The sequence below is a fragment of the Ancylobacter sp. GW821-FHT10E12 genome (assembly GCF_058809335.1).
Genome location: NZ_JBXASN010000012.1, coordinates 167,064 through 188,883 on the forward strand (window position 1 = coordinate 167,064; position 21,820 = coordinate 188,883).

Here is a 21,820-nt window from a genome sequence, read left to right on the forward strand (position 1 = left end):
TTCAACAGGGACTTGCATCAGTGATTCGCAGGATTGTCGCTGCACTTGCCGGACTGGCGGTGATCGGGCTCGCGGGCTTTGCCGTGCTGGCCTGGCGGTCGGCCATTCCACCGATCGCGCCGCCGGCGGCCGGCAGCTTCCCGGCCGACCTGGTCGCGCACGGCGAAAGGCTGGCCGGGGCCGGCTACTGCGCCACCTGCCACACGGCAGGCGGCGGCCAGCCCTATGCCGGCGGCTATGCGATGCATACCGGCTTCGGCACCATCTACTCGACCAACATCACGCCGGATGCGGAAACCGGCATCGGCACGTGGTCCGAGGCGGCGTTCCGGCGCGCCATGCACGAGGGCGTCGCGCGCGACGGCTCGCATCTGTTCCCGGCGTTTCCCTATGATCATTTCACCCGGCTCACCGATACCGACGTCTCCGCGCTCTATGCCTATTTCATGACGCGGACGCCGGTGCGGGCGACCGCGCCGGAGAACACCATCCCCTTCCCGCTGAATTTCCGCCCGCTGCAGGCCGGCTGGAAGCTGCTGTTCTTCCGGCCGGGGCGGTTCGAGGCGCAGGCGGACCGCAGTGCGGAATGGAATCGCGGCGCCTATCTCGCCGAGGGCATCAGCCATTGCGGCGCCTGCCACACGCCGCGCAACCCGCTCGGCGCCGAGGAGCGCGGCGCGCCCTATGCCGGCGCCGCCATCGACAATTGGGTGGCGCCGCCGCTGACCAGGGCCAATCCCTCGCCGGTGCCGTGGAGCGAGGACGAGCTCGTCGCCTATCTGCGCGGCGGGGTCAGCCGGTTCCATGGCGTCGCCGCCGGCCCGATGTCCCCGGTGGTGCATGACGGGCTGAGCAAGCTGCCCGATGCCGACATACAGGCGCTCGGCGTCTATCTCGCCGGGGTGTCCGACGCCGTGGCGCGTGCCGGCGAGGCGCAGCCGGCCATCGAGCGCGCGCTGGCCGCCAGCGCCACCGGCACCGGGCCGCACGACGACCCGACCGACCGGCTCTACGCCGCCGCCTGCGCCTCCTGCCACTATAATGGCGGCGGGGAGGTCAAGGCGCTGCGGCCGGACCTGTCGCTCAACAGCGCGGTGAACCTGAACGATCCGACCAATCTGATCCGGGTGATGCTCTACGGCATCACGGCGCCGGAAGGTGCTGCCGGGGTGGTGATGCCCGGCTTCGCGCCCGGCTTCAGCGATGCCGACATCGCCCGCCTGGCCGCCCATCTGCGCGCCACCCGCACCGACCATCCGCCCTGGCCGGACCTGGAGAAGACCGTTTCGACCATCCGCGCCCAGGGCCGCGGGCAGCCATGAAGACGATGTCGGGGCCGGAAACGATGTCGGGGACCGGAACAATGTCGGGAAGCGTGCGGCGATGACCTCTTTCACCCTCAATGGCCGGCCCGTCTCGGTCGATGTCGATGCCGACACGCCGTTGCTCTGGGTCATCCGCGACGAGATCGGCCTGACCGGCACCAAGTTCGGCTGCGGCATCGGCATGTGCGGCGCCTGCACCGTGCATGTGGGAGGGCGGGCGACGCGCTCCTGCATCACCGAGCTCGGCGCCGTCGCCGGCGCCGAGGTGACCACCATCGAGGGGCTCGACCCCGCCGGCGCCCATCCGGTGCAGAAGGCGTGGCAGGACCTGCAGGTGCCGCAATGCGGCTACTGCCAGTCCGGCCAGATCATGCAGGCGGCCGCGCTGCTCACCGATTATCCCAAGCCCTCGGACGAGGAAATCGATGCCGTCATGACCGGCAATCTGTGCCGCTGCATGACCTATGCGCGCATTCGCGCGGCGATCCGCAAGGCAGCCGAGGAGGCGCCCCGTGGCTAGGCTCATCCGCCCGGACGACAGCGGCGCCTCGCTCACGAGGCGGGGCTTTCTGGTCGCCATGGCCGGCACCGGCCTCGCCTTCGGCTTTCCCAGGGCGGTCGAGGCGGCGATGGACCCGGCGGTGCCGGGCGGGGTGCCGCCCGTCGATCCCGGCCCGCTCTTCGAGCCGACCCTGTGGTTCGCCATCGACGGCGGCGGCATCGTCACCGTCAACATCATCCGCGCCGAGATGGGCCAGCATGTCGGCACGGCCCTCGCCCGCATCCTCGCCGACGAGCTCGGCGCCGACTGGGACAAGGTGCGCATCACCCATGTCGACACCGACCCCAGATGGGGGCTGATGGTGACCGGCGGCAGCTGGTCGGTGTGGCAGACCTTCCCGGTGTTCAGCCGGGCCGGCGCCGCCGGACGCATCGCCCTGATCGAGCAGGGCGCCCGGCTCATGGGCGTCGAGCCGGCGGCCTGCACGGTCCGCAACGGCGCCGTGGTCGCGGGCGACCGGACGATCGCCTATGGCGACATCGTCCGGCAGGGCATGCCCGGCCGCCGCTTCACCCCGGAGGAAATGGACAGGCTGCCGATCAAGCCGGCGGCGGAGCGCACCTTGGTCGGCAAGCCGGTGCCGGCGCTCGACATCCCGCGGAAGACCGACGGCACCGCCGTCTACGGCATCGACGCCAGGGTGCCCGGCATGGTCTATGCCCGGCCGAAGATTCCCCCGACCCGCAACGGCTCGAAGGTGAAGACCGTCGACGACGGCGCGGCCAGGGCGGTCAAGGGCTATCTCGGCCATCTGGTGCTCGACGACCCCTCCGACACCGTGCCCGGCTGGGTCATGGTGCTGGCCGAGAGCTACCCGGCCGCGATCCGCGCCGCCGATCTCGTCAAGGTGGACTGGACGCCCGGCCCCACCGCTTCCGTCTCCGAGAAGGACATCCAGGATCGCGCCGCGCAGTTGATCGCCATGCCGGATGCCGGCTCGGTGCTCGATACCGGCGGCGGCGATGTCGAGGCCGCCTTCAAGGCGGCGCAGACGACGCTGGAGCAGACCTACACCACCTCCACCGTGCTGCATTTCCAGCTCGAGCCGGTCAATGCGCTGGCCTTCGAGAAGGACGGCGTGTTCGAGATCCATACCGGCAACCAGTGGCAGAGCCTGATCCTGCCGACGCTGGCCAAGGCGCTCGGGCGGCCCGAGACCGGCATCGTCATGCGCACCTACCTGATCGGCGGCGGCTTCGGGCGGCGGCTGAACGGCGACTATGCGGTGCCCGCCGCGCTGGCGGCGAAGGCGCTCGGCAAGCCGGTGAAGATGGTGCTGACGCGGGCGGACGATACCCGCTTCGATTCGGTGCGCTCGCCCTCGGTGCAGAAGCTGCGCATGGCGTTCGGCCCGGCGGGCGAGGTCACGGCGATGCAGCACGATGCCGCCGCCGGCTGGCCGACGCAGGTCATGGCGCCGTTCTTCATGCCCAAGGGAGCCAACGGCCAGCCCTTCGACCCCTTCGCCATTTCCGGCGCCGACCATTGGTACAGCGTCGGGGCGCAGAAAGTGCGCGCCATCTCCAACGACCTCGCCAATTCCGCCTTCCGGCCGGGCTGGCTGCGCTCAGTCGGGCCCGGCTGGACCAATTGGGCGCTGGAGAGCTTCATCGACGAGGCGGCGCATCATGCCGGGATCGATCCGGTCGCCTTCCGGCTCAAGCTGCTCGACGGCGCCGGGCGCAATGCCGGATCGGCGCCGAGTTCGGTGGACGGCGCGCTGCGGCAGGCCAATGTCGTGCGCCTCGCCGCCGGGAAGGCCGGCTGGGGCGCGAAGCTGCCGGCCGATAGCGGCCTCGGCCTCGCCACCAGCTTCGGCCAGGAGCGCGACATGCCGACCTGGGTCGCCTGCGCCGCCCGCGTCAACGTCGACCGGAAGACTGGCACGGTCCGGGTGGAGAAGCTGACGCTGGTCACCGATGCCGGCACCGTGGTCGATCCCGGCGGCGCCCTCGCGCAGACGGAAGGCGCCGCCCTGTGGGGGCTCAGCATGGCGCTGCACGAGGGCACCGTCTTCGAGAAGGGCGAGGTGCGCGACACCAATCTCGACACCTATATGCCGCTGCGCATCGCCGACGTGCCGGAGATGGACATCAGCTTCGTCGACAGCATCGAGGTGCCGGTCGGCCTCGGCGAACCGGCGACCACGGTGATCGCGCCGGCGATCGGCAACGCCATCTTCGCCGCCGTCGGCGTGCGGCTGCGGCACCTGCCGATCACGCCCGAGGCGGTACGCGCGGCGCTGGCGTCGGCGGGTTGAGCCGCGCCGGCGACGCCCCGTCCATAGCGGCGCTCAGGGACGGCGACGCTCAGGTGCGACGTGGCGGCTTCTTGCCCTTCGGCTTGCCTTCGAACGTGGTCGGGCGCGCCCGACCGGGCGCGCGCTCGCCGGCGCCCGGACCCGCCGGCTTCGGCTTGCGCGGCTTGTCATAGGCGGGCTTGCCATCGACCGGCTTCGCATGAGCGGGTTTGGCATAGGCGGCTTTGGCATAAGCCGGCTTGTCATAACTCGGCGCACCATGAGCCGGCGCACCATGAGCGGGTTTGGCATAGGCCTTCTTGGCGTATGCGGGCTTGCCCGCCTCCGACGTGTCGCGAAAGGGCTTCTCGCGAAACGGCTTGTCACCGGCCGGCCGGTCGCGATCCGGCCTGTCCCGGAACGGCTTCTCGTAAGCCGGCTTCTCGCGGGCCGGCTTGTCATCTGCGGCCTTCTCGCGCGGCGTCGAGCCGTAGGGCGCCTTCTCGCGCGGCGCCTTCTCATAGGCCGGCTTGCCACGCGGCTTGTCGTAGGCCGGCTTGCCGCGGCTGGGGCGCTCCGCCGGCGGGCCGCCGGGCATCGGTTCGATGACCGCGTCGGCCCCCTCCGCCTTGCGCACCGCCTTGCCGAAGCGGTCGGCGGCGGCGAGGCCGACCTCGAAGGCGGTCTCCTCGTCGAAGATGCGGATGGCGCCGATATCCTTGCGCGTCACGTTCCCGCGCCGGCAGATCAGCGGCAGCAGCCATTTCGGATCGGCATTGTTGCGGCGGCCGATATTCAGGCGGAACCAGGTGCTGCCGCCGGCGTCCGGCGCTCCGTCGAACGCGCGCGGGGCGCGTTCGCGCGCCGTGCGCGGCTCGCCGGGATCGGCGACCTCCTCCGGGGCCGGCAGGCCGGCGCGGTAGAGCCGCACCAGCGCCGCCGCCAGATGCTCGGCCGAATGCGCGGCCAGCAGCGTGCCGGCGGCGGCCAGATCCTCCTCGCCGGGCTCCTCGGTGAGCAGCGGGTCGCGCAGCATCCGCTCGTGGTCGAGCTTGCGGATGTCGTCGGCGGTCGGCGGCCCCGACCAGGTCGGCACGATGCCCAGCCCCCGCATCAGCTCCTCGGTGCGCCGGCGGCGGAACGGCGGCACCAGCAGCACGCTCACGCCCTTGCGGCCGGCACGGCCGGTGCGGCCGCTGCGGTGCTGCAGGCTCTCGGCATCCTTCGGCAGGTCGGCATGGATGACGAGGCCGAGGCTCGGCAGGTCGATGCCGCGCGCCGCCACGTCGGTGGCGACGCAGACCCGCGCCCGGCCGTCGCGCAAGGCCTGCAGCGCGTGGTTGCGCTCGTTCTGGCTGAGCTCGCCGGACAGCGCCACCGCGGAGAATTGCCGCTCCTGCAGCGTTGCGTGCAGGTGGCGCACCGCCTCGCGGGTGTTGCAGAACACGATGGCGCTCGGCGTGTCGACGGAGCGCAGCACGTTGACGACGGCGTGCTCGACCTCGGTCGGCACCACGCGGATGGCGCGGTACTCGATGTCGGCATGGCCGCCCTCGGCGCTCGCCACCTCGATGCGCAGCGCCTCGCGCTGGTAGCGCTTGGCGAGCGCGGTGATGCCGCGCGGCAGCGTGGCGGAGAACAGCAGGCTGCGCCGCTCCGGCGGCGTGGCGTCGAGGATGAATTCGAGATCCTCGCGGAAGCCGAGGTCGAGCATCTCGTCGGCCTCGTCGAGCACGGCGACCCGCAGCGCCGAGATGTCGAGCCGGCCGCGCTCCAGATGATCGCGCAGGCGTCCGGGCGTGCCGACGACGATGTGGGCGCCCTGGTTGAGCAGGCGCTGCTCCTGGCGCGGATCCATGCCGCCGACGCAGGAGACGATGCGCGCGCCCGTCGCCGCGTAGAGCCAGGTGAACTCGCGCTGGACCTGCAGCGCCAGCTCGCGGGTGGGGGCGACGACCAGCGCCTGCGGCACCGTGGCCGGGGCGAAGCGCTCCTCGGTGCCGAGCAGCGTCTCGGCCATGGCGAGGCCGTAGGCGACGGTCTTGCCGGAGCCGGTCTGCGCGGAGACCAGCAGGTCGCGCCCCGCCGCATCGGGGGCCAGCACGGCAAGCTGCACCGGCGTCGGGTCGTTGTAGTCGCGCTCGGTCAAGGCACGCGCGAGCGCAGGATTGGTGGTCATGAAGGGCACGGCTGGTTCCGCCTATCTGGCAATGTCGTCAGGCGTCGAGCAGGAGCCTTCGGATGGGGTCGGGGACATGATGTTTAGTCGAGCGAGCGCCCTGATAGCACGGTCGCCGGGAAATGATCCAACGAGGCGGCGCAACCCGGAAGGACCGGTGGTCGGCACGGACATCGGCTGATCGAGGTGAATGGCGGAGACGGAGCGCGATGAAACGGAGAACTATGTTTACGCTATAGCCCTACAAAGCTGAGCTTGAAAGATCGGCATAACGCTCTGAAATTGCAAGAGCTTTATGTCGAGAATGCATTGCTCTTCGATTGGATGGCCGGCCGACATCTGCCGCTTTCAGAAGGCAGATGCTGGATGAATCGCAAACACGTCGTCCAACTGACAGTTACGGCGACACTGGATGACACGCCGGCTTGCTGATAGACATCCTCCCGCGAGGTCTCCCCTCGCATACGCGCTGTAGTAACTGCGGCGTAAGAGCTAATGTCTGCACATATCGTGCGCGCCATATCCACTATGCGACACATGGCGTGATTGGAGGGGGAGACCTCGTGCCGTCGTCCTTTTTTGGCATCCCTGCTGTCCGAGTCGCGATACCTCCCGAGTTGGCTAGTGAAGAGGCACTTCTTACCTACCTGAGCCTATCAGCCGAGGAACTGAAAAAAATCTGGTGGTTTCGCGGCCGCATGTACCACCAGTTCGAGATCGCCAGGAAGAAAGGCAAGCCTAGGATCATCAACGCGCCTGACAAGCGCCTCAAGTACCTTCACCGACAGATTGCCCCGCTGCTCGACCAGCTCTATCGAGTCCGGAATCCAGTCCATGGCTTTGTTGCGGGAAAGTCAGTGAAGACCAACGCTCTAGCGCACCTGCGTAAGCGCTTCGTGCTCAACATCGATCTAAAGGATTTCTTTCCCTCAATCACCGAGAATCGGATCACTGGAGTCCTTGAATCCGTTGGCATCGAAAGCCGGCTGGCGAGCATCATTGGCCGACTGTGCTGTCACAACGCTCACTTGCCGCAGGGCGCTCCGACGAGTCCCGTCCTCTCCAACATGATCTGCTTTCGCTTAGATAAGGAGCTACTTGCCTTCGCAAAGACTTCGCGGTGCATCTACACGCGCTACGCGGACGACATCACACTTTCGAGTCACCAGCCCATGACGGCGCTGTTCGAGGGGGCGGTCCCGCCCTCGGGGCATTTCGCCCCTGATCTGCTTGCCCCAGCCTTCCGCAATATTATCGTTACCAACGGATTTGCGATAAACCCCGACAAGGCACACTATGCCGACCGGCACTCGCGTCGAATGGTCACGGGGCTCAAGATTAACGAGCTGCTCAATGTTGACCGCCGCTATGTCCGGAATATTCGAGCAGCACTTTATTCAGTGGAGACTCTGGGAAAGAAAGCTGCGCAGGAAAAATTTGAGAGCAGTCATGGCGGTACATCCGATCTAGGTAAACATCTTGAGGGGAAAATCACTTGGCTCCGACACATCCGGGGCCAATCTGACCCCGTATTTCGATCGATTGCGGTTCGATTCAACGCTAGTTTCCCGGAGCGTAAGATCGAGGTGACACCGACTGCGGCTGAGGTCCGCGACAGGGCTGTATGGGTTGTCGAGCATTTCGAGGGCGAAATGGCGCAGGGCAGCGCCTTTTTCCTCAGGGACGTCGGCTTGGTCACTGCTGCCCATTGCGTCGCGGGCGTGGAAGAAGTCGAGGTCTACCATCCGACCAAGCCGTCTAACGCCTTCAAGGCGAAAGTACTCAAGCGCGACGAGACTCGTGACCTTGCTATTCTCGCACATGCAATCCCGGCTACCGAGTATTTCGAACTTGAGCAGTCGAACCATTCCGTTGTGGTCGGTGAAGGGCTGGTTGCTGTCGGCTATCCAAGCTTTGGCCCAGGCGACAGGCTAAATGTCCGGGATGGGAAGGTGAGTTCGCTACCTGTCAAACATGGTGTCAAGCTGATCGAGGTCACACAGAAGCTGTCGCAAGGAATGTCCGGCGGCCCTCTCCTCGACGATAACAATGCGGTCGCGGGAATCATTCACAAAGGCGGCCCTGGTGAAGGTCGGGACTTCGCTATCCGAATTGAGATGCTGAACGATTGGCTCGCCGAATAACTTCTAGGTGCAGATGGGTAGGTATCGGCCAGCGGATAGCCCAAGGAGCTCAAATGGCCCCTAGCATCACTGAGATCATCGGAGGAGGTTCGATGCTCCCAGTTATTAGATGAAGAGGCGATAATCGTATGACGCCGCGCCGAACCGCTGGAGTAGCGAGCCGATACGGGCAATTTCACTGGAGGACTGAAGCGTCGCCGGAAGTTTGGTGTAAAGGTCGAACGTGTTCCAGTTCATCTTGGAAAGTCCAAGTATCTCTGCAGATAATTGGTCGAGAGGTGTAATGCCTGCATGACGCCGGACCGTAAGCGGTGCGGGAATACGCCTCTTGCCCTGAAAGTACTTTAGGCTCGGATTGACGGCGGCGGTAGCTCCATGGACCCACAGCAAGGCTGTGAAGTCGTCGAGCTTCATCACGGTGCCCCGCCGTACCGGGTAATTATCCTCATCGATGGTGCCGTCACGGCGTGGCATCGACGCGACGTAGCGAAGGGCGTGATCTTCGACGATTTCCAGCATGTCGATGGCGGCAATGCCGCCGAGCCCGTCGAGCAACCCTTCGCGCTCCTCCTTCAGAAACGGCGTGCGCTTGTGCAGCACCACGCGCCGAGGGAGCTTCATGCGCGCGTCGAAGAAAAGCTGACGAATGGTTTCTCCGGTGCGGCGGGCGTCGTCCCGCGACATGAAGGGGTTCTTGCCCCTCATGATGGGGTTCTCAACCTTGCTCAGCCGGTATTGCAGACCCTCGCCTCGCGCGCTGTAGATGTGGCTGCACCCTAAAACGATGTGATTGCCCTTCGCGGCGTTCCGATCGATACTGAACCCAAGCCCGACATAGGCCGCGTCTTCGTCGAGGCCGTCAAGCACCCACGGCGTGCGCATTCCCTTGACATAAAGCGCGAGCGACAGCCACCACCACACGCGGCACTGCTGGGTATCCGAGAGCGTATCCTCGGTCAGGAATTGCGTCGCGACTCCGCGTTGGACGGCGTAGGCCTTCACGAAATCATGCACGTCGAACCGCTCGTGCTCGTCGCGGTAGCCGCGCAAATGATCCCAGCGGCGCGGAAAGAAAACGAGCACGACATGCGGCGCATAGGAGGAGCGCAGCGCTTCAAGAGCGCCCGTGATCTGCTGTGCGACCGATAGCGCGCCCGTGTGGCCACCGGTGCTCGAAGGCTCCGCGCAATAAGCCCATCCCGGCGCTCCTGGTTCGGGAATCTCGATGGGCAGGCCGTAGGCCTGCTGGAAGCCTGGATAATCGACGAGGTAGTCACGCTCCGAGTCGGCGGGATGGTGTCCCTCATTCGCCTTTTGAAGATAGCCGCGTACGTGCGGCGCTTCGGAGCGCGGGCAAATCACGCCGATGCGCAGCGACGGCACAAGCCCCTTGAGCGTGAGCGGATAATCGAAGGGGCGGCTCGCTGCGAGGCCACGCACCGGATGCGTGTCGGTGTTTGTACCGGTTCCGCGCTTGTCGCAGAATACAAGGGTCGGCTCGGCCAGTTCAAGGCCCTTGTATTTGATAAGGGGACGAAGGTTTTGCGTGATATTGGCGGCTCGCCCGCCGTGCGGCAGGCCGATCTGCGCGAAGACCGGGGAGCGGTGAACGCGAAACTTGAAGCTTGATCCTGCGCCGCTCGGGAACTCGAAAGAGGACGGCTTTTCCTTCGGGAAGAGCAGACCGCGCCACTTGTTCATGGCAGTGTTGAAAGGCTTGTTGTGCTGGTAGCCGAGAATGCCGAGCTTGACCGGCCCAGCGACCTCGTGGGGCACTTCCGCTCCGTTCTGATCCAGCACCTTGATTGACGGCTTGAGGACAACGTACTGCGTGCCACCGACGCGGCGCAGAAACACGATGACCGATTCATGTGCATGGCACTGCACATTGTCCTGCCGCACCTTCTTGAGCGGCGTTTTCAGCCAAAGCTCGGACTGGCCGTCTGTCTCGACCTCGGCGGCCTGCGCCATTGAGCGCACGAATGCTTCGCGCATTAGGCCCACAATCGCGCCGTCCTCGAAGCGCAACTCGTCGGGACTGACCGGTGTTCTCTCGACCGGCCCTTTGATGTTCTCGCCGAAGCAATCCTTGATCTCGTCCACCGTGCCGAGCGCGAGAATCTTCCCCTTGAAAGGCACTGCGACGACCGGGCGCGCGCCGGTCTGCTCCCGCACCCATGACCAGACCTTCTCCGATGGCCAGGCGGCGAGATCGAAGGAAAGCACCTCCGCCGGACAATCGATCTCGAAAGCGTTGCTCTTGATGAGGGTGTTCGCGCGATGCTCCGCCACCTGAAACGGCGCTCGCGCGAGAAGGTCGGCTGGGGCGAGCGTGGCAATGTCCTTGCGCGCCGCCTCGCGCCGCTCGCCCTCAAGGCAATGCAGTGCAAGCCGGGTCATTAAATCGTCGAAGCCGAGTGCGGGAACATAGAAGGCCTGCCTGCCGTGCGCTCTCGCGTGAGCGATCAGGCCGGTAATCGGCTCGGGACCATCGCCATCGCCGTAGCCGCACCAATACAGTGCGCCTGTACCCTGCTCTGCGCAGGCAGCATGAAGGGCTTCCATGATGGAGTCGTCGCGTCCACTATAGCCGCAGACGATCAGGGTCCGCTGGCGCAACTCGTCGATCAGAGCGCAGCGCAGGGCCTCTTCCTGGCGCTGGAGTTCCTCGGGTGTGTTCTTGAGTTCATCGTACCGGTAGTCGCCATGGAGCGAGACGCACAGCAACTCGCCCGCGTTCGCTGGACGGGCGACGCGGCCCTGCGTGTCGATCCCGATCTCGAAAGGCGTGAGGCTGAAATTCGCGGCCGCGCGCGCGGGCAGCCCGTCGAAGTTCGTAGACCAGACGGAGCGGACAAGATCGGCCTTGGCGAGATGGCACAAAAGCCGGTAGCCGATATGCGGCTGCGCGCCGCGCACTTTTTCCTGAAAGAAGGCGCGGCGGTCGTCGGCGATGGGAAAGCAGGCGCGGATATAAAAGCCATACTCGTCGGCTGCCCCGTCCTGTGGGTACATGCCCTGCGCGTCTAGCCACTGCTGTATGCGGCGCTGCACGCTGGGCAGCGATAGCTCGGCGAACTGTTCTTCAAGACCGGGGTTGTTGGTGAGGAAGAGGTCTCGTTTCCACTCCCATATGCAAGCTTGCGCCGATGGGATGCCGGAACTGACAGATGCGCCCGCCCCTAGAAAGAACGCATGTGAAGTCGCCCGCCTGACGCCAATAGATCGGACGAAAGCGTCGAGGGAAAGTGCGATATCTTCCTCACATACGGCTGATTTGAGCGGCTCCGCAGTCATGTTAGGCGCCTATCGTTTGGGAAGCCTCGCGGATCGCCGAGATTCCTGTATCAATGGTGCAGCGGATCGAAGCGAGGAATCCGTATAGGGGCGGCTTCTGGGCGAGGCGCGCCATGACCAAGGTGGGGTGGTCGCCGTCGATGGTCAGGGCGTGGTCTCCCGAGCGGAATCGAAGGGAACCGCGAAGATTTGCCAGGCCGACGAATAAGGGTCGGAAGCCCATGCCTCGGCCGATACCATCGCCAAAGCGCGAGCAGCCTTCCGTCAGCGTCAGTTGCAGGGCTGTTCCGTGGTCCGCGAGGCTTGCGTGCGCGGCGCCGCTGCAAAGGCTTTCCAGCACCCCGATCCCTCGATCAACCGCAACGAATTCAAACACGCCGGGCGCGGTGCGGAAGATCAGCATCCCGGTCTGCGACGCCTCGGAGTGCTCGTAAATGTTGCTCTGCATTTCTAGGATCGTACCAACCAACTGTCCTGCGACTTTGTTTGCAAAGCCCGCTGCTACAGCGGCTTTCTGGGCAGCCACACCAAAGGCGGTCCATGTGGTGGTATCGGTCGGTGGTCGAGCCTCAGTCCGAAGAAAACCGAAGTCACGGCTATCCGTACGTAACCACTGCTGCTTGCCGTCGATCATGGCACGATAGAAATCCGTCATGCCATCAAGGTTCAGCCAACTCCCCGCCTCGGGAGCTGGTAGAAAGCCAGCCGCAGCCAAGTGACTAAGCTCCATGAGGGGGCCAAGATCACCGGTTGTCCAGCAGATGCCGTCGGGTACGCCTCCCTCCAGTCGCCCTCGCTCCGCCGCGAAAGCAAGATCGTCGACTTGGGCAAAGGTAAGGAGGGCAGGCGGAGACGCTGTCATCCGAAAGCCACGCGCCTCTCGACACTTGAGGAGGTAGCGCGTGGACGCAGCCATCTCTCGACGGTTGCGTAATTTTCCGCAAGCAGCGCATCGAGCAGTGCACCGGCTGGTGTCAACGCCGATTCCCACTTCAATGTACCCGTTTCGTCTAAGACCGCGCGGCGTCGCTTCATGGTCTTCATGAAGATGGACGTCTCGACCAAGCTCACCCCGGCAAAGGCGTTGGCCAGCATCGGTAGGACATCAATGCCGCCCCGAACGACGAGATGAAGGGGGCGCCCGATCGCGCCCGCCATTCCGGCCAGCCATCGCGCATGGATTTCTTGACGCCCTGCCCAGCCGGTACCGGTGGCGAATTCATAGGCGATGTGAGTGATTTCGGGCCGGCTGCCGATGTAATCGGTCCAGCGCTGCATGTCCGTTTCGGTCCGGGCGTTCACGTGGAGCGCGGTGGGAAGGCCTTCCGACTGAAACTCCTCGTGCACCAAGCCGATACGCTTCATCGCATGAAGGTCATCCCAGCGGGGTTGGTCGATAAAAAGACTGTAGTTAGGCGTCGTCGCGAGCTCGATGCCAAGGTCACGCAACTCGCGGATGATCTGGCGGCGTCCCTCACTGAGCTTCCACCATCCTTCGATAGGCGGGTCCTGGTCCGTGCCCGTCAGCACAAGGCGAGTGTTGGGCGCCAGCCCGAACGTTTCAAGAAGCTCATTCCGGCTGCTGAACCGGAGTTGGCCGGTTCGGCGATGGAATAACTGATAGAGGGAGAGTGCGGTCGCCGGCGAATCGAAAGGGCAGGCCCGGGACGTCCGGTGGAAGACCATCGGAACGACCGCCGGCAAGTCGGACGATGGTATGGGGTCGGTCCGTGGAACCGTATTCATGTCGAAGCCGCCGACTTCCCGTACACGCAGAGCAAAATCGGGATGCTGGCGGCAGACGACATCGCACTGCTCCGGTTTCCCGCAGCAGAAGTCCAAGCATGAGAACATGTTGCGCCGGATCGAAAGGCCCCCGCAGAGGGTCTTTTCGGGGCAACCATGGCACCCGAGAGAGGGAGCGTACCGTTCGCTATCGTGCCAGAGACGGCGCTCGCGGCGCGGGTTGCGCGGCGATTGCGGCTCGGTTGTGGGGGTGGGCGTCAGCATATTGCGATTTCCGCGACTCCCGAGAGGGAATACACATGCTCGACCGTGCCCTTAGCGACCCCGCAGGAGGAACGCACCGCCGCCACAAGATCGGTCGAAGGATTATGAAAGCGCGCCACGACACTCAGGCCGCGCATAGCTATCAGGCCGTTGTCTGCTGCTTGGACGGTGACGGCCTCGCCGGGCTGAAGGTGGGCATTGTTGACGATATCGGCTTCCGCAGTCCGCGCCGCGCAGCTCGGTTGTCGAGTGAAGAGGTCGGCCGTCGCAAGCTCAACGCGGCGTCGGTCCCAACTTTTCTCAAAACTCTTCGCGGCCTTCCGAATGAAATCCGCGCCCATGGCTGCGTTCCTTCTTATAAAAGAGGGCGATACCGCTTGTTACGGCCCTGACTGACCTCGACAATCAGACCGAGAGCGGCCAAGGCGGCGAGGCGATTGTTCCAAGCTGTTGTCTGGGTAACGCCTTCGCGGTCCCCATAAATGCGCATTAGTTCAGCGGCATCCGTTTCGTTATGCTCGCGGATGAGATCAAATGTAACTTTTTGCTTCGGATTCAATTCGCCGAGCAGCGTCGTTCCTGCCACACAATTGTTATCGTCAAGCGTACAAACGAGAAATGCTTCGCCCCGATTCTTCGCCAATTCTAACAGCTCATCGCGGATATCGTCGTTGGCGTTGGCAATCACAGGATAAAAGGTGGATCGACGTCCCCGCACATGCTCTCGGAAGACAACTGCGCTTTCCCGCAAGAAACTTGCCGTTGCGACATCTACTTTCCCGAAATCGAGAAACACCGGCTCCGGAACCACCGGCTCAGTAGCCGTGGCGGAGAGCAACTCATTCAGAACCTTCCGGCCATGAAGCGCGCCCGCCAATACCGTGCCGCCGCCCAACTTCTGAAAGTCAATCCGCAACGTCATATTCCTCACGTGTGACACGTGAGATATGGATGATTGGCGCAACGAAGTCAAGGGCAGCTATCTGAGAGTCTGGCGAATGATCTTTCGACACGCCGAACCGATGTGGCTGCCCCGCTTTCGATCATGCCGGGCAGAGTGCTTGGGGGCGCTGCCCCCTGGCGCAGTGCAAGGGATCGTTGACGCTCGGCAGGGACGGTTTCCCCGGCCTTCCTACACTTCGTTTCGTGCAGGGCGGGTGATTCCCCTCCGCCCCACCGCCCTTGCACCTTGCACCCCCCGGTCTCGGCGACGGCCAGGGTTGCAGCGCAGCGCTGCGCTCCAACCCAGAACCAAGGAAGCCGAACATGACAAACGCAGCCGACAGCAACCCCCGTATCTATGTTGCGTGCCTCGCCGCCTACAATAATGGCTATCTGCATGGTGCCTGGATTGACGCGGATCAGGACGCCGGCGAGATCAGGGACGAGATTGCCGCGATGCTCGCGCGTTCCCCCATCAAGGGCGCGGAGGAATACGCCATCCACGACTATGAGGGTTTCGAGGGCGTCACCATCCGGGAATATGCCAGCATCGCGACCGTTGCGCAGATGGGCGCTTTCATCGCCGAGCATGGCGCGCTAGGCGCGGGTCTTCTGGAGCAGTTCACCGACGACATCGACCAGGCCGAGATCGCCTTGCAGGACTGCTATCATGGCCAGTTCGCCAGCCTCGCCGACTTCATGGAGGAAGTGACCACCGAGAGCATCACGATCCCCGAGGCCCTACGCTACTATATTGATTGGGAGGCCATGGCGCGCGATGCCGAAATGGGCGGCGAGTTCTTCACGATAGAGACCGCGCACGATGAGGTGCATGTCTTTTCCAAAAGGTGAGCGCATTGCCTGGGGCGGCAACGCGAGGCTCCACCCAGCTCGCAGAATCACAGAAGCATTGCTAAGAAAATAGATATAAGCATGCGTCCGGCGCGAACAACGTTTCATGAAATTCCAACTACTTTTATTGATGACAGTTTCGGAAACTCTCTAGCCGGGCGTTGCGTCGCGCGCCCGAGTAGAGAGGTGCGCCAATGCTAAGCATTGATTGGCGTGCGCCGGTAGCTTACGGGCACGCAAAAAGCATTCCCCCCGCTGGTTTCGCATGGGAGTATCTTCGTCGCCATGAAGATTATCACCGCGACTTCCAGATAATTTCCCACGCGAAGAAACCGCCGGGGAAGCAACTTGAGACGTTCTCGCAGCGCTGGGGGTTGCGATTTCCCGTGCGACCCCGAAACCCTCGCTGATCGACAATCCCTGTTCTGGATTCCGAGCCTCCAGCCGCAAGCGGTTCTCCTGTCCCCGGTGCAGCATCCCGAGGGGATGGCAGAACCTGTCGTGACGCTGGCGCATCTGTCCGGCCTCGACCTGCGGCACGCAGTCGATGGGTGGCATGGCATTTGGCATGTCGGCGGCGTCAGCCATCAATTCTGGCTACCCGAGGCGGTGCCCGACGCAGCTGCCTTCTACGCCGTATCCCTTCCGATGGATTTCTTCATGGAGCTTCGCGCCCATGCCGCTCGCCGTCTCTGGCGATCCCTCAACGGGCGAGCGCCAGGGCCGGACTTCCGCGCGATGCCGGCCCAGCTCCGCCAGTTTCACATCATGTCCCTACGCGCGCTCGATGCCCGCTTGCGCGGCGAGAGCTACCGGATCATCGCGGAAGTCCTGCTCGGCTTTCGCGGGACCAAGGAAGATTGGGAGGTCGATCCGCGCAAGAATCAAGCCCGGCGTCTGGTCGCCCACGGCCTGAACATGATGAGGGGCGGCTACCGCCTGCTGCTGCACTATCCGATCAAATCGCCGACTAGTAGCCGCTGATTGTCCGCTACAGCGCGATATTCTGCGCGATAACTATGCAAAAACCGCCGATTACCGCATGTGTTTTGGACAGACCTCGCCTATGCGCATCGCTGATGCCAAGAGCGTTTACGCAAGACAATTCAGCATCCATTGAACGCCGAAGCGGTCGGTGAGTTTGCCATAGTAGCTCCCCCAGGGCTGGTCCGCGAGCGGCGTGGTTATCCGACCGGCCTCGGCCAAGCGGGCAAACAGCCTGCCGGTGCTGTCGCGGTCATCCACGATCAGCATATGGGCGGACCCTCGCATCGGCTCGGCATCGTGATTGTCCGAAGCAAAGAACAGGATACCCGGCCCCTCGAAGCGCGCGTGCATCACCTTGCCCTGCATGGACTCCGTGGCGATGGGTATGCCATGAGCGCCGTGGTGTATCAGTTCAGTAACCCGGCCGAGTCCACATTCCGTATAGAAGGCGAGCGCGTCTTCACACTGCGTGGTGAAAAACAGATAGTTGGCAAGCTGCATGGCTAACCCCGTTGCGCCGATGCGCCCGTGATGGCGTCAACGAGATCGGCGTTGCGGTAGCTCCGTCCGGCGATGCCCCAGGCCCCTTCCGGCGCATAGACAATGTTCGACCAGATGTGTTCGCGCTTGAGCCGTCCTCCGGCAGCTTTTTCGACGACATCGGTGGCCTTTTCGATGAAGGCCTGTTTCGTCTCGGGCGTTGCCAGCGCGATCTCCGGCAGCTTGAGTTCTATAAAGGCTGCTGCGATTGGCTTTCCAGCGGCAAGCACATGCTCCTTCGGGAGGACGTTGATCGACCCGATGATGTTCGCGGACATGAAGGCATTTCCGGTCAGGCCGGCAGCCTCCAAGAGTGCGTCCGTCAGTCCGGCAAAGGCTTGTGCCTGCTCTTCGGATGAAAGCAGGCCGTCGGGCACGGTGAGCGTGATGGGCATGGGTCTCTCCTTGTCTGAATTGTGACGGTGGTCTATATACACCGATCACTCTCTATGCTTACACGTCGTTCGCTCTCTCAGCAAGAGATAAAGAGCGATCCCTCTCAATGGAATTGACCATGCGCTACAGCACCGAACACAAACAGGAAACCCGTGCGCGTGTCGTTGCGGCTGCCGGACAGATTTTCCGTAAGGAAGGCTATGGCGGTGCCGGCATCGATGCACTGACGAAGGCGGCAGGCGTGACCAACGGCGCTTTCTACGGACACTTCAAGTCCAAGAGCGAAGCCTTCCGCACCGCCGTTCTGTCGGGGCTGGAAGAGTTGCAGCAGGGGATCGCGGCACTCAAGGCCGATCAGCCGGGAGACTGGCTGAAAACTTTCGTCGGTTACTATCTCGGCTACAAGCGGACCTGCGACCTCGGCGAGAGCTGTGCCTTGCCAAGCCTGTCCCCCGACGTGATGCGTGCGGACGATGAAACGCGAAGCGCCTACACCGTGGAATTAAAACGCATCATCGAGGAAGTCGCCGCCGGCCTGCCGGAGAGTGCAGTGCCGAGCCGATTCGACGCCTCACGAGAGGACCAAGCGATCTTGCTGCTGGCTATACTCAGTGGCGGCGTCACGTTGGCCCGCGCCGTTTCCGATCCGGCGCTGTCCGAACGCATCGCAAATCTGATCGAGCAGGCTACGTTGTCCGGAACGGAGCAGCGCAAGAAGGACACTGGAGTTCCAGTTCCTCGTGCTCGATAGCCCGCCTGGTGAAACATCGGCCGGAAGTCGCGTTGCGCGCCGGTAACGTCAGCGTTCGGCCGCGACAGCCTGTTCCAAAATTCGCCTGTAGCCCTCGCGCGAGAGCCATTGAGCGCGCGCCAGGTGGCTTTCCCAGCTTCTCCCTGGCGAAGACGCCGCGCACGAAACCCATTCTCTACCGCGCCGCCGATGTCGAGGTGCAGGTTTTCGGGATGCCCGAGCACGGCATGGCGACCATTTGGGACGCCGATGTGCTGATATGGGCCGCCTCGCAGATCGTCGCGGCCGAGAACAACGGCCTTCGCACATCGCGCTTCTTCCGCTTCACACCCTATCATCTGTTGCGCGCCATCGGGCGGCCGACCGGCAACCGTCAATACCTGCTGCTCAAGGCCGCGCTCGCGCGCCTGCAATCGACCGTTATCGCCACCACGATCCGCAACGGCCCACATTGGCGTCGCCGGCAATTCTCATGGATCAACGAGTGGGAGGAAATGACGACGCGCGCCGGCCGCGTCGAAGGCATGGAATTCGTCCTGCCCGAATGGTTCTACAGCAGCGTTATCGACCGCTCGCTGGTGCTCACCATCGACCCGGCCTATTTCCGGCTGACGGGCGGCATCGAGCGCTGGCTTTACCGCGTTGCCCGCAAGCACGCCGGCTTGCAGCCGGAAGGCTGGACTTTCGAGGTTTCCCACCTCCATCAGAAATCCGGCAGCCTCGCGCGGCCGTCCGACTTCGCGCTCGACCTGCGCAGAATCGCAGCTCGCCAGCGTCTCCCCGGCTATCGCGTCGAAACCGTTTGGGAAGACGGCCGCGAATTGCTGCTCATGCGGCCAGAAAAACAATCCACAGTGCCTGTTGATAAGCCTGTTAAACCCATCGGCACATCAGGCGCACGCAGTATCGGCACATCGGGCGCAAATTGCGCCGCGCACTCTATAGAAGACTCTAACAGAGAATCTAACTCTTCTTCTTTGACACGCGCGCACGCGAGCCGTGGTGCCGGCGCCGCGCGAAGGGGCGAGCCATCGCCCGCGCTCGACGCGGTGCGTCCGCGCAGTCCCCAGCCGATTCCCGGAGACGAACAATGACCCGTCGCGCCCCTCGCAGCGCGCACGGCCGTCCGCTGTTGGACGGACCCGCGCCCTTCACAACACTGGTCGAACTGACCTTCCAGAAGCAGAAGGTCGAGCACTGGATACGCTTCGGCCGCAAGAGCTACGAACAGATCATCGACCGCCGCCGCAGCGTCGTCGGCTTCGCGCCGGACAGCATTTTCGCCTTCGTCCGCTGGGCGGCGGGCGAGCACGACACGGTCATCTCGCGCATCGACATCGTGCGCGCCGCCTGCCGAGGCGAGCCGTTCCAGACGTTGTCGTTCGTCCGGCCCGGCGGCGACATCCTGTTGCGGCTTGACGGCTGGCCGAAGGTGCAGCGCGCACTTGCCGTCATCGACGCCGTGGAAACGCTCGGCCTCGACCCGGCCGACGTGTCGCAGGACTACTGGCGGCACGCCCACAATCGCCTGACCGCCAATCTGGAGCCGAGCGCCTACACGCCGGAGCGGCACGCCGCGTGGATCGGGCGTCGGAGGATCGCGCCATGACGCGCTTCGGCTACGTCATGGTGACGTATTTCGCCGCGATGGGCGTCGCCATCGCGGCGTTCATCCCCACACCGACCAAGCTGATCTGGAACGCGACCGCCAGCGCACCCATCGGCTTCTACACCATCGAGCCGGCCGACCGGATCGTGGTGCCCGAGTTGGTCGTCGTCATGCCGCCCGAACCGCTCGCCGCGTTCATGGTCGAGCGCGGCTATGTGGGGCGCGGCGTGCCGCTGTTGAAGCGTGTCCTTGGCCTACCTGGGCAACGGGTTTGCCGCACCCGTCGCACGATCACGGTGGACGGGATCGAGATGGGCGAGGCGCTGGAGCGCGACCGGATCGGCCGCGAACTGCCCGTCTGGCAAGGCTGCCGCGACATCGCCACCGGCGAAATCTTCCTCATGAACTGGGAGGTCCGCGACAGCCTGGACGGCCGTTACTTCGGACCCATCCCCGCAAGCTCCGTCATCGGCCGAGCGGTCCCACTCTGGACCGATGAAGACGGCGACGGCCGCTACGAGTGGCGCGCGCCGACGCACTGACTGTGCGCTTTCCTCGACCAACCGCAAGGAGACTGACAATGCCTGCCAATATCTTTGAGCCCACCGCCAACGGCTATGCCGGCCGCGTCCGGTTGTTCGGCATCGACGAGGCAATCACGCTCATCGAGCCGAGCGATGCCGAGAACGCGCCGGATTTCCGCATCCACCTCGATGACGAGGACGGACCCGACATCGGCGGAGCCTGGAAACGTGTCGGCGAACGTGCCGGAGACTACATCGCCCTGGAGATCGACAGCCCGCTTTTTCCCGCGCTGTTCCGCCCGGCGCTGTTCCAGGCCGACGACGAAGGGCGGACCTTCCGGCTGTCGTGGAAACGGCTGCGCCCGCGCGAAGAGCGGGATTGAACGATGCCTTTCCCGGTCATCCCTTTGTTCGCGGGAAATCCGTCTCATCCCTTCGTCCCGCTCGACGCCCGGACGGCCGGCGTGCACAGCGAAGGTCAGGGGCAGCCCCCGGCCGGCGCTTCGCGCGCAGCCTTTACCGGAGCGAGCACGCCGGCAGGCTGGCGGCGTGGCGGAGACAGGGCGGCGTGGCGCTGTGCTGTTCTGTTGCTGGCCGGGGCGCTTTCCGTCTGCACAGAACCAGGCGTTGTGGTCGCGCAATCCGCGCCGGTCACGCGCCCGGTTGCCGCCGATCCCAATGCGGATCACATCGCGGAGGCGTCGCAACGGTTCGGCATCCCCGAACGCTGGATTCGCGCCGTGCTGCGCGCCGAGAGCGCGGGTGATGTGCGCGCGATTTCGTCAGCCGGCGCGATGGGATTGATGCAGGTGATGCCCGACACCTGGGCCGGCTTGCGCGTTCGCTATCAGCGCGGCCGCGATCCCTACCAACCGCGCGACAACATCCTCGCAGGCACCGCTTACATGCGCGAGATGTGGGATCGCTACGGCAACGTCGCTGCGATGCTCGCGGCCTACAATGCCGGCCCCGCACGCTACGACGAGCACCGTTCGACTGGCCGTCCGTTGCCTGCGGAGACACGCGCCTATGTGGCCGCGCTTGTGCCGGTCCTTGGCGGCGCGGCGGCATCGGACGTGCCAGTTCGACAGCCGGCACCGCCACCCGATTGGCGCGACGCGCCGCTTTTTGTCACTCGCCCGAACGATAGCCGGGCTGCGATCGCGCCGTCGTCCGACACGCAATCCGGTGACGCCCGCGCGACCGTCCCGGTGCGCGATCCCGCCGCTACCGAGCCGCAGGCCGGCAGCATTTTTGTGGCCCGCGCGAGCGTCGGGGATACGCCATGAAGGTGGCGTTCCCGCGCTCGGCAGCACTCGTTCCGGTGTGCAGGCAGGCAGGTTTGCGCTTGGCTGCATACCGGGCCGGAAGGGCAGAAAGGATCGAAGGTATCCGTCCGAGGGCTGCACTGATGTCAGCTCTTGACGGGATCTTGCTTCTTCCACGCCCACGGCAGCAGTTCG

At 64.4% G+C, this 21,820-nt stretch carries 21 protein-coding genes and 1 pseudogene; 13 read left to right on the forward strand and 9 right to left on the reverse strand.

Features of this window, described 5'->3' with window-relative positions:
- Nucleotides 1-20: 20 nt before the first annotated feature.
- From AC1RU4_RS17450 to AC1RU4_RS17460, 3 genes are all read left to right on the forward strand, one after another.
- On the forward strand, nucleotides 21-1,322 hold the full coding sequence (locus tag AC1RU4_RS17450; RefSeq protein ID WP_492892386.1) for a c-type cytochrome: 1,302 nt from the start codon (nucleotides 21-23) through the stop codon (nucleotides 1,320-1,322).
- A gap of 61 nt (nucleotides 1,323-1,383) precedes the next feature.
- Nucleotides 1,384-1,845 (forward strand): (2Fe-2S)-binding protein, encoded by a 462-nt coding sequence (locus AC1RU4_RS17455; RefSeq protein ID WP_492892387.1) that lies wholly within the window; start codon nucleotides 1,384-1,386, stop codon nucleotides 1,843-1,845.
- Nucleotides 1,838-4,147 carry a xanthine dehydrogenase family protein molybdopterin-binding subunit gene (locus tag AC1RU4_RS17460; protein WP_492892388.1) on the forward strand — a complete coding sequence of 770 codons (2,310 nt, stop codon included), beginning with the start codon at nucleotides 1,838-1,840 and terminating at the stop codon, nucleotides 4,145-4,147. Before AC1RU4_RS17455 ends, AC1RU4_RS17460 begins: the two co-directional genes overlap by 8 nt.
- A 49-nt stretch (nucleotides 4,148-4,196) precedes the next feature.
- On the opposite strand, the gene AC1RU4_RS17465 is transcribed toward AC1RU4_RS17460, so the two are convergent.
- Nucleotides 4,197-6,305: a DEAD/DEAH box helicase gene (locus AC1RU4_RS17465; protein ID WP_492892389.1), complete on the reverse strand. Its 2,109-nt coding sequence runs from the start codon at nucleotides 6,303-6,305 to the stop codon at nucleotides 4,197-4,199.
- Nucleotides 6,306-6,868: 563 nt separating this feature from the next.
- Here AC1RU4_RS17465 and AC1RU4_RS17470 point away from each other — a divergent pair.
- Nucleotides 6,869-8,449, forward strand: coding sequence for a trypsin-like peptidase domain-containing protein (locus tag AC1RU4_RS17470; RefSeq protein WP_492892390.1), 1,581 nt, complete (start codon nucleotides 6,869-6,871; stop codon nucleotides 8,447-8,449).
- 105 nt (nucleotides 8,450-8,554) lie between these two features.
- On the opposite strand, the gene AC1RU4_RS17475 is transcribed toward AC1RU4_RS17470, so the two are convergent.
- From AC1RU4_RS17475 to AC1RU4_RS17495, 5 genes are all read right to left on the reverse strand, one after another.
- Nucleotides 8,555-11,746, reverse strand: coding sequence for an SIR2 family protein (locus tag AC1RU4_RS17475; protein ID WP_492892391.1), 3,192 nt, complete (start codon nucleotides 11,744-11,746; stop codon nucleotides 8,555-8,557).
- A gap of 1 nt (nucleotide 11,747) precedes the next feature.
- Nucleotides 11,748-12,401, reverse strand: a complete 654-nt coding sequence (locus tag AC1RU4_RS17480) for a hypothetical protein (RefSeq protein WP_492892392.1) — start codon at nucleotides 12,399-12,401, stop codon at nucleotides 11,748-11,750.
- Nucleotides 12,402-12,604: 203 nt separating this feature from the next.
- A complete protein-coding gene (locus AC1RU4_RS17485) occupies nucleotides 12,605-13,756 on the reverse strand; it encodes a hypothetical protein (protein WP_492892393.1) in 1,152 nt (383 codons plus the stop codon).
- Nucleotides 13,750-14,097, reverse strand: coding sequence for a hypothetical protein (locus AC1RU4_RS17490; RefSeq protein WP_492892394.1), 348 nt, complete (start codon nucleotides 14,095-14,097; stop codon nucleotides 13,750-13,752). The genes AC1RU4_RS17485 and AC1RU4_RS17490 overlap by 7 nt, the downstream gene beginning before the upstream one ends.
- Before the next feature lie 14 nt (nucleotides 14,098-14,111).
- Nucleotides 14,112-14,678 (reverse strand): hypothetical protein, encoded by a 567-nt coding sequence (locus tag AC1RU4_RS17495; RefSeq protein WP_492892395.1) that lies wholly within the window; start codon nucleotides 14,676-14,678, stop codon nucleotides 14,112-14,114.
- A 344-nt stretch (nucleotides 14,679-15,022) separates the two neighbouring features.
- Here AC1RU4_RS17495 and AC1RU4_RS17500 point away from each other — a divergent pair, with 344 nt between their 5' ends.
- From AC1RU4_RS17500 to AC1RU4_RS17510, 3 genes are all read left to right on the forward strand, one after another.
- On the forward strand, nucleotides 15,023-15,550 hold the full coding sequence (locus AC1RU4_RS17500) for an antirestriction protein ArdA (protein WP_492892396.1): 528 nt from the start codon (nucleotides 15,023-15,025) through the stop codon (nucleotides 15,548-15,550).
- A 194-nt stretch (nucleotides 15,551-15,744) separates the two neighbouring features.
- Complete coding sequence (locus AC1RU4_RS17505; protein ID WP_377264445.1) at nucleotides 15,745-15,960, forward strand: transcriptional regulator domain-containing protein; 216 nt, start codon at nucleotides 15,745-15,747, stop codon at nucleotides 15,958-15,960.
- Between the two features lie 76 nt (nucleotides 15,961-16,036).
- The gene (locus tag AC1RU4_RS17510) at nucleotides 16,037-16,534 is read left to right on the forward strand and encodes a DUF2285 domain-containing protein (RefSeq protein ID WP_492892397.1); all 498 of its coding nucleotides are present in this window, start codon (nucleotides 16,037-16,039) and stop codon (nucleotides 16,532-16,534) included.
- A gap of 108 nt (nucleotides 16,535-16,642) precedes the next feature.
- Here the strand turns inward: AC1RU4_RS17510 and AC1RU4_RS17515 are convergent, their stop codons facing one another.
- Both AC1RU4_RS17515 and AC1RU4_RS17520 read right to left on the reverse strand, forming a co-directional pair.
- Nucleotides 16,643-17,038, reverse strand: coding sequence for a VOC family protein (locus AC1RU4_RS17515; RefSeq protein WP_492892398.1), 396 nt, complete (start codon nucleotides 17,036-17,038; stop codon nucleotides 16,643-16,645).
- Nucleotides 17,039-17,040: 2 nt separating this feature from the next.
- Entirely contained in the window at nucleotides 17,041-17,472 is a 432-nt protein-coding gene (locus AC1RU4_RS17520; RefSeq protein WP_492892399.1) for a tautomerase family protein, read from the reverse strand.
- 119 nt (nucleotides 17,473-17,591) lie between these two features.
- Between AC1RU4_RS17520 and AC1RU4_RS17525 the strand changes: the two genes are divergently transcribed.
- Entirely contained in the window at nucleotides 17,592-18,224 is a 633-nt protein-coding gene (locus AC1RU4_RS17525) for a TetR/AcrR family transcriptional regulator (RefSeq protein ID WP_492892400.1), read from the forward strand.
- Nucleotides 18,225-18,272: 48 nt separating this feature from the next.
- Here the strand turns inward: AC1RU4_RS17525 and AC1RU4_RS17530 are convergent.
- A pseudogene (locus tag AC1RU4_RS17530) lies at nucleotides 18,273-18,359 on the reverse strand (DUF2285 domain-containing protein); the annotation flags it as partial.
- Between AC1RU4_RS17530 and AC1RU4_RS17535 the strand changes: the two are divergent.
- The 5 genes from AC1RU4_RS17535 to AC1RU4_RS17555 are packed head-to-tail and all read left to right on the forward strand — an operon-like array spanning nucleotide 18,332 to nucleotide 21,646.
- Nucleotides 18,332-19,318 (forward strand): replication initiator protein A, encoded by a 987-nt coding sequence (locus AC1RU4_RS17535; protein ID WP_492892411.1) that lies wholly within the window; start codon nucleotides 18,332-18,334, stop codon nucleotides 19,316-19,318. The pseudogene AC1RU4_RS17530 and the gene AC1RU4_RS17535 sit on opposite strands and share 28 nt — an antisense overlap.
- A complete protein-coding gene (locus tag AC1RU4_RS17540; RefSeq protein ID WP_492892401.1) occupies nucleotides 19,315-19,833 on the forward strand; it encodes a DUF2840 domain-containing protein in 519 nt (172 codons plus the stop codon). Before AC1RU4_RS17535 ends, AC1RU4_RS17540 begins: the two co-directional genes overlap by 4 nt.
- Nucleotides 19,830-20,375, forward strand: a complete 546-nt coding sequence (locus AC1RU4_RS17545) for a S26 family signal peptidase (protein ID WP_492892402.1) — start codon at nucleotides 19,830-19,832, stop codon at nucleotides 20,373-20,375. Before AC1RU4_RS17540 ends, AC1RU4_RS17545 begins: the two co-directional genes overlap by 4 nt.
- A 38-nt stretch (nucleotides 20,376-20,413) precedes the next feature.
- Nucleotides 20,414-20,740 carry a DUF736 domain-containing protein gene (locus AC1RU4_RS17550; RefSeq protein ID WP_492892403.1) on the forward strand — a complete coding sequence of 109 codons (327 nt, stop codon included), beginning with the start codon at nucleotides 20,414-20,416 and terminating at the stop codon, nucleotides 20,738-20,740.
- 3 nt (nucleotides 20,741-20,743) lie between these two features.
- Nucleotides 20,744-21,646 (forward strand): lytic transglycosylase domain-containing protein, encoded by a 903-nt coding sequence (locus tag AC1RU4_RS17555; protein ID WP_492892404.1) that lies wholly within the window; start codon nucleotides 20,744-20,746, stop codon nucleotides 21,644-21,646.
- The last annotated feature ends 174 nt before the right edge of the window (nucleotides 21,647-21,820 follow it).

Bases quoted from the DNA above. Each gene is read 5' to 3' on its own strand.
- AC1RU4_RS17455 (WP_492892387.1), top strand. From the start codon at position 1,384: ATGACCTCTTTCACCCTCAATGGCCGGCCCGTCTCGGTCGATGTCGAT.
- AC1RU4_RS17465 (WP_492892389.1), bottom strand. From the start codon at position 6,305: ATGACCACCAATCCTGCGCTCGCGCGTGCCTTGACCGAGCGCGACTAC.
- AC1RU4_RS17475 (WP_492892391.1), bottom strand. From the start codon at position 11,746: ATGACTGCGGAGCCGCTCAAATCAGCCGTATGTGAGGAAGATATCGCA.
- AC1RU4_RS17480 (WP_492892392.1), bottom strand. From the start codon at position 12,401: ATGACGGATTTCTATCGTGCCATGATCGACGGCAAGCAGCAGTGGTTA.
- AC1RU4_RS17485 (WP_492892393.1), bottom strand. From the start codon at position 13,756: ATGCTGACGCCCACCCCCACAACCGAGCCGCAATCGCCGCGCAACCCG.
- AC1RU4_RS17490 (WP_492892394.1), bottom strand. From the start codon at position 14,097: ATGGGCGCGGATTTCATTCGGAAGGCCGCGAAGAGTTTTGAGAAAAGT.
- AC1RU4_RS17495 (WP_492892395.1), bottom strand. From the start codon at position 14,678: ATGACGTTGCGGATTGACTTTCAGAAGTTGGGCGGCGGCACGGTATTG.
- AC1RU4_RS17500 (WP_492892396.1), top strand. From the start codon at position 15,023: ATGACAAACGCAGCCGACAGCAACCCCCGTATCTATGTTGCGTGCCTC.
- AC1RU4_RS17505 (WP_377264445.1), top strand. From the start codon at position 15,745: ATGCTAAGCATTGATTGGCGTGCGCCGGTAGCTTACGGGCACGCAAAA.
- AC1RU4_RS17510 (WP_492892397.1), top strand. From the start codon at position 16,037: ATGGCAGAACCTGTCGTGACGCTGGCGCATCTGTCCGGCCTCGACCTG.
- AC1RU4_RS17515 (WP_492892398.1), bottom strand. From the start codon at position 17,038: ATGCAGCTTGCCAACTATCTGTTTTTCACCACGCAGTGTGAAGACGCG.
- AC1RU4_RS17520 (WP_492892399.1), bottom strand. From the start codon at position 17,472: ATGCCCATCACGCTCACCGTGCCCGACGGCCTGCTTTCATCCGAAGAG.
- AC1RU4_RS17525 (WP_492892400.1), top strand. From the start codon at position 17,592: ATGCGCTACAGCACCGAACACAAACAGGAAACCCGTGCGCGTGTCGTT.
- AC1RU4_RS17540 (WP_492892401.1), top strand. From the start codon at position 19,315: ATGACCCGTCGCGCCCCTCGCAGCGCGCACGGCCGTCCGCTGTTGGAC.
- AC1RU4_RS17545 (WP_492892402.1), top strand. From the start codon at position 19,830: ATGACGCGCTTCGGCTACGTCATGGTGACGTATTTCGCCGCGATGGGC.
- AC1RU4_RS17550 (WP_492892403.1), top strand. From the start codon at position 20,414: ATGCCTGCCAATATCTTTGAGCCCACCGCCAACGGCTATGCCGGCCGC.
- AC1RU4_RS17555 (WP_492892404.1), top strand. From the start codon at position 20,744: ATGCCTTTCCCGGTCATCCCTTTGTTCGCGGGAAATCCGTCTCATCCC.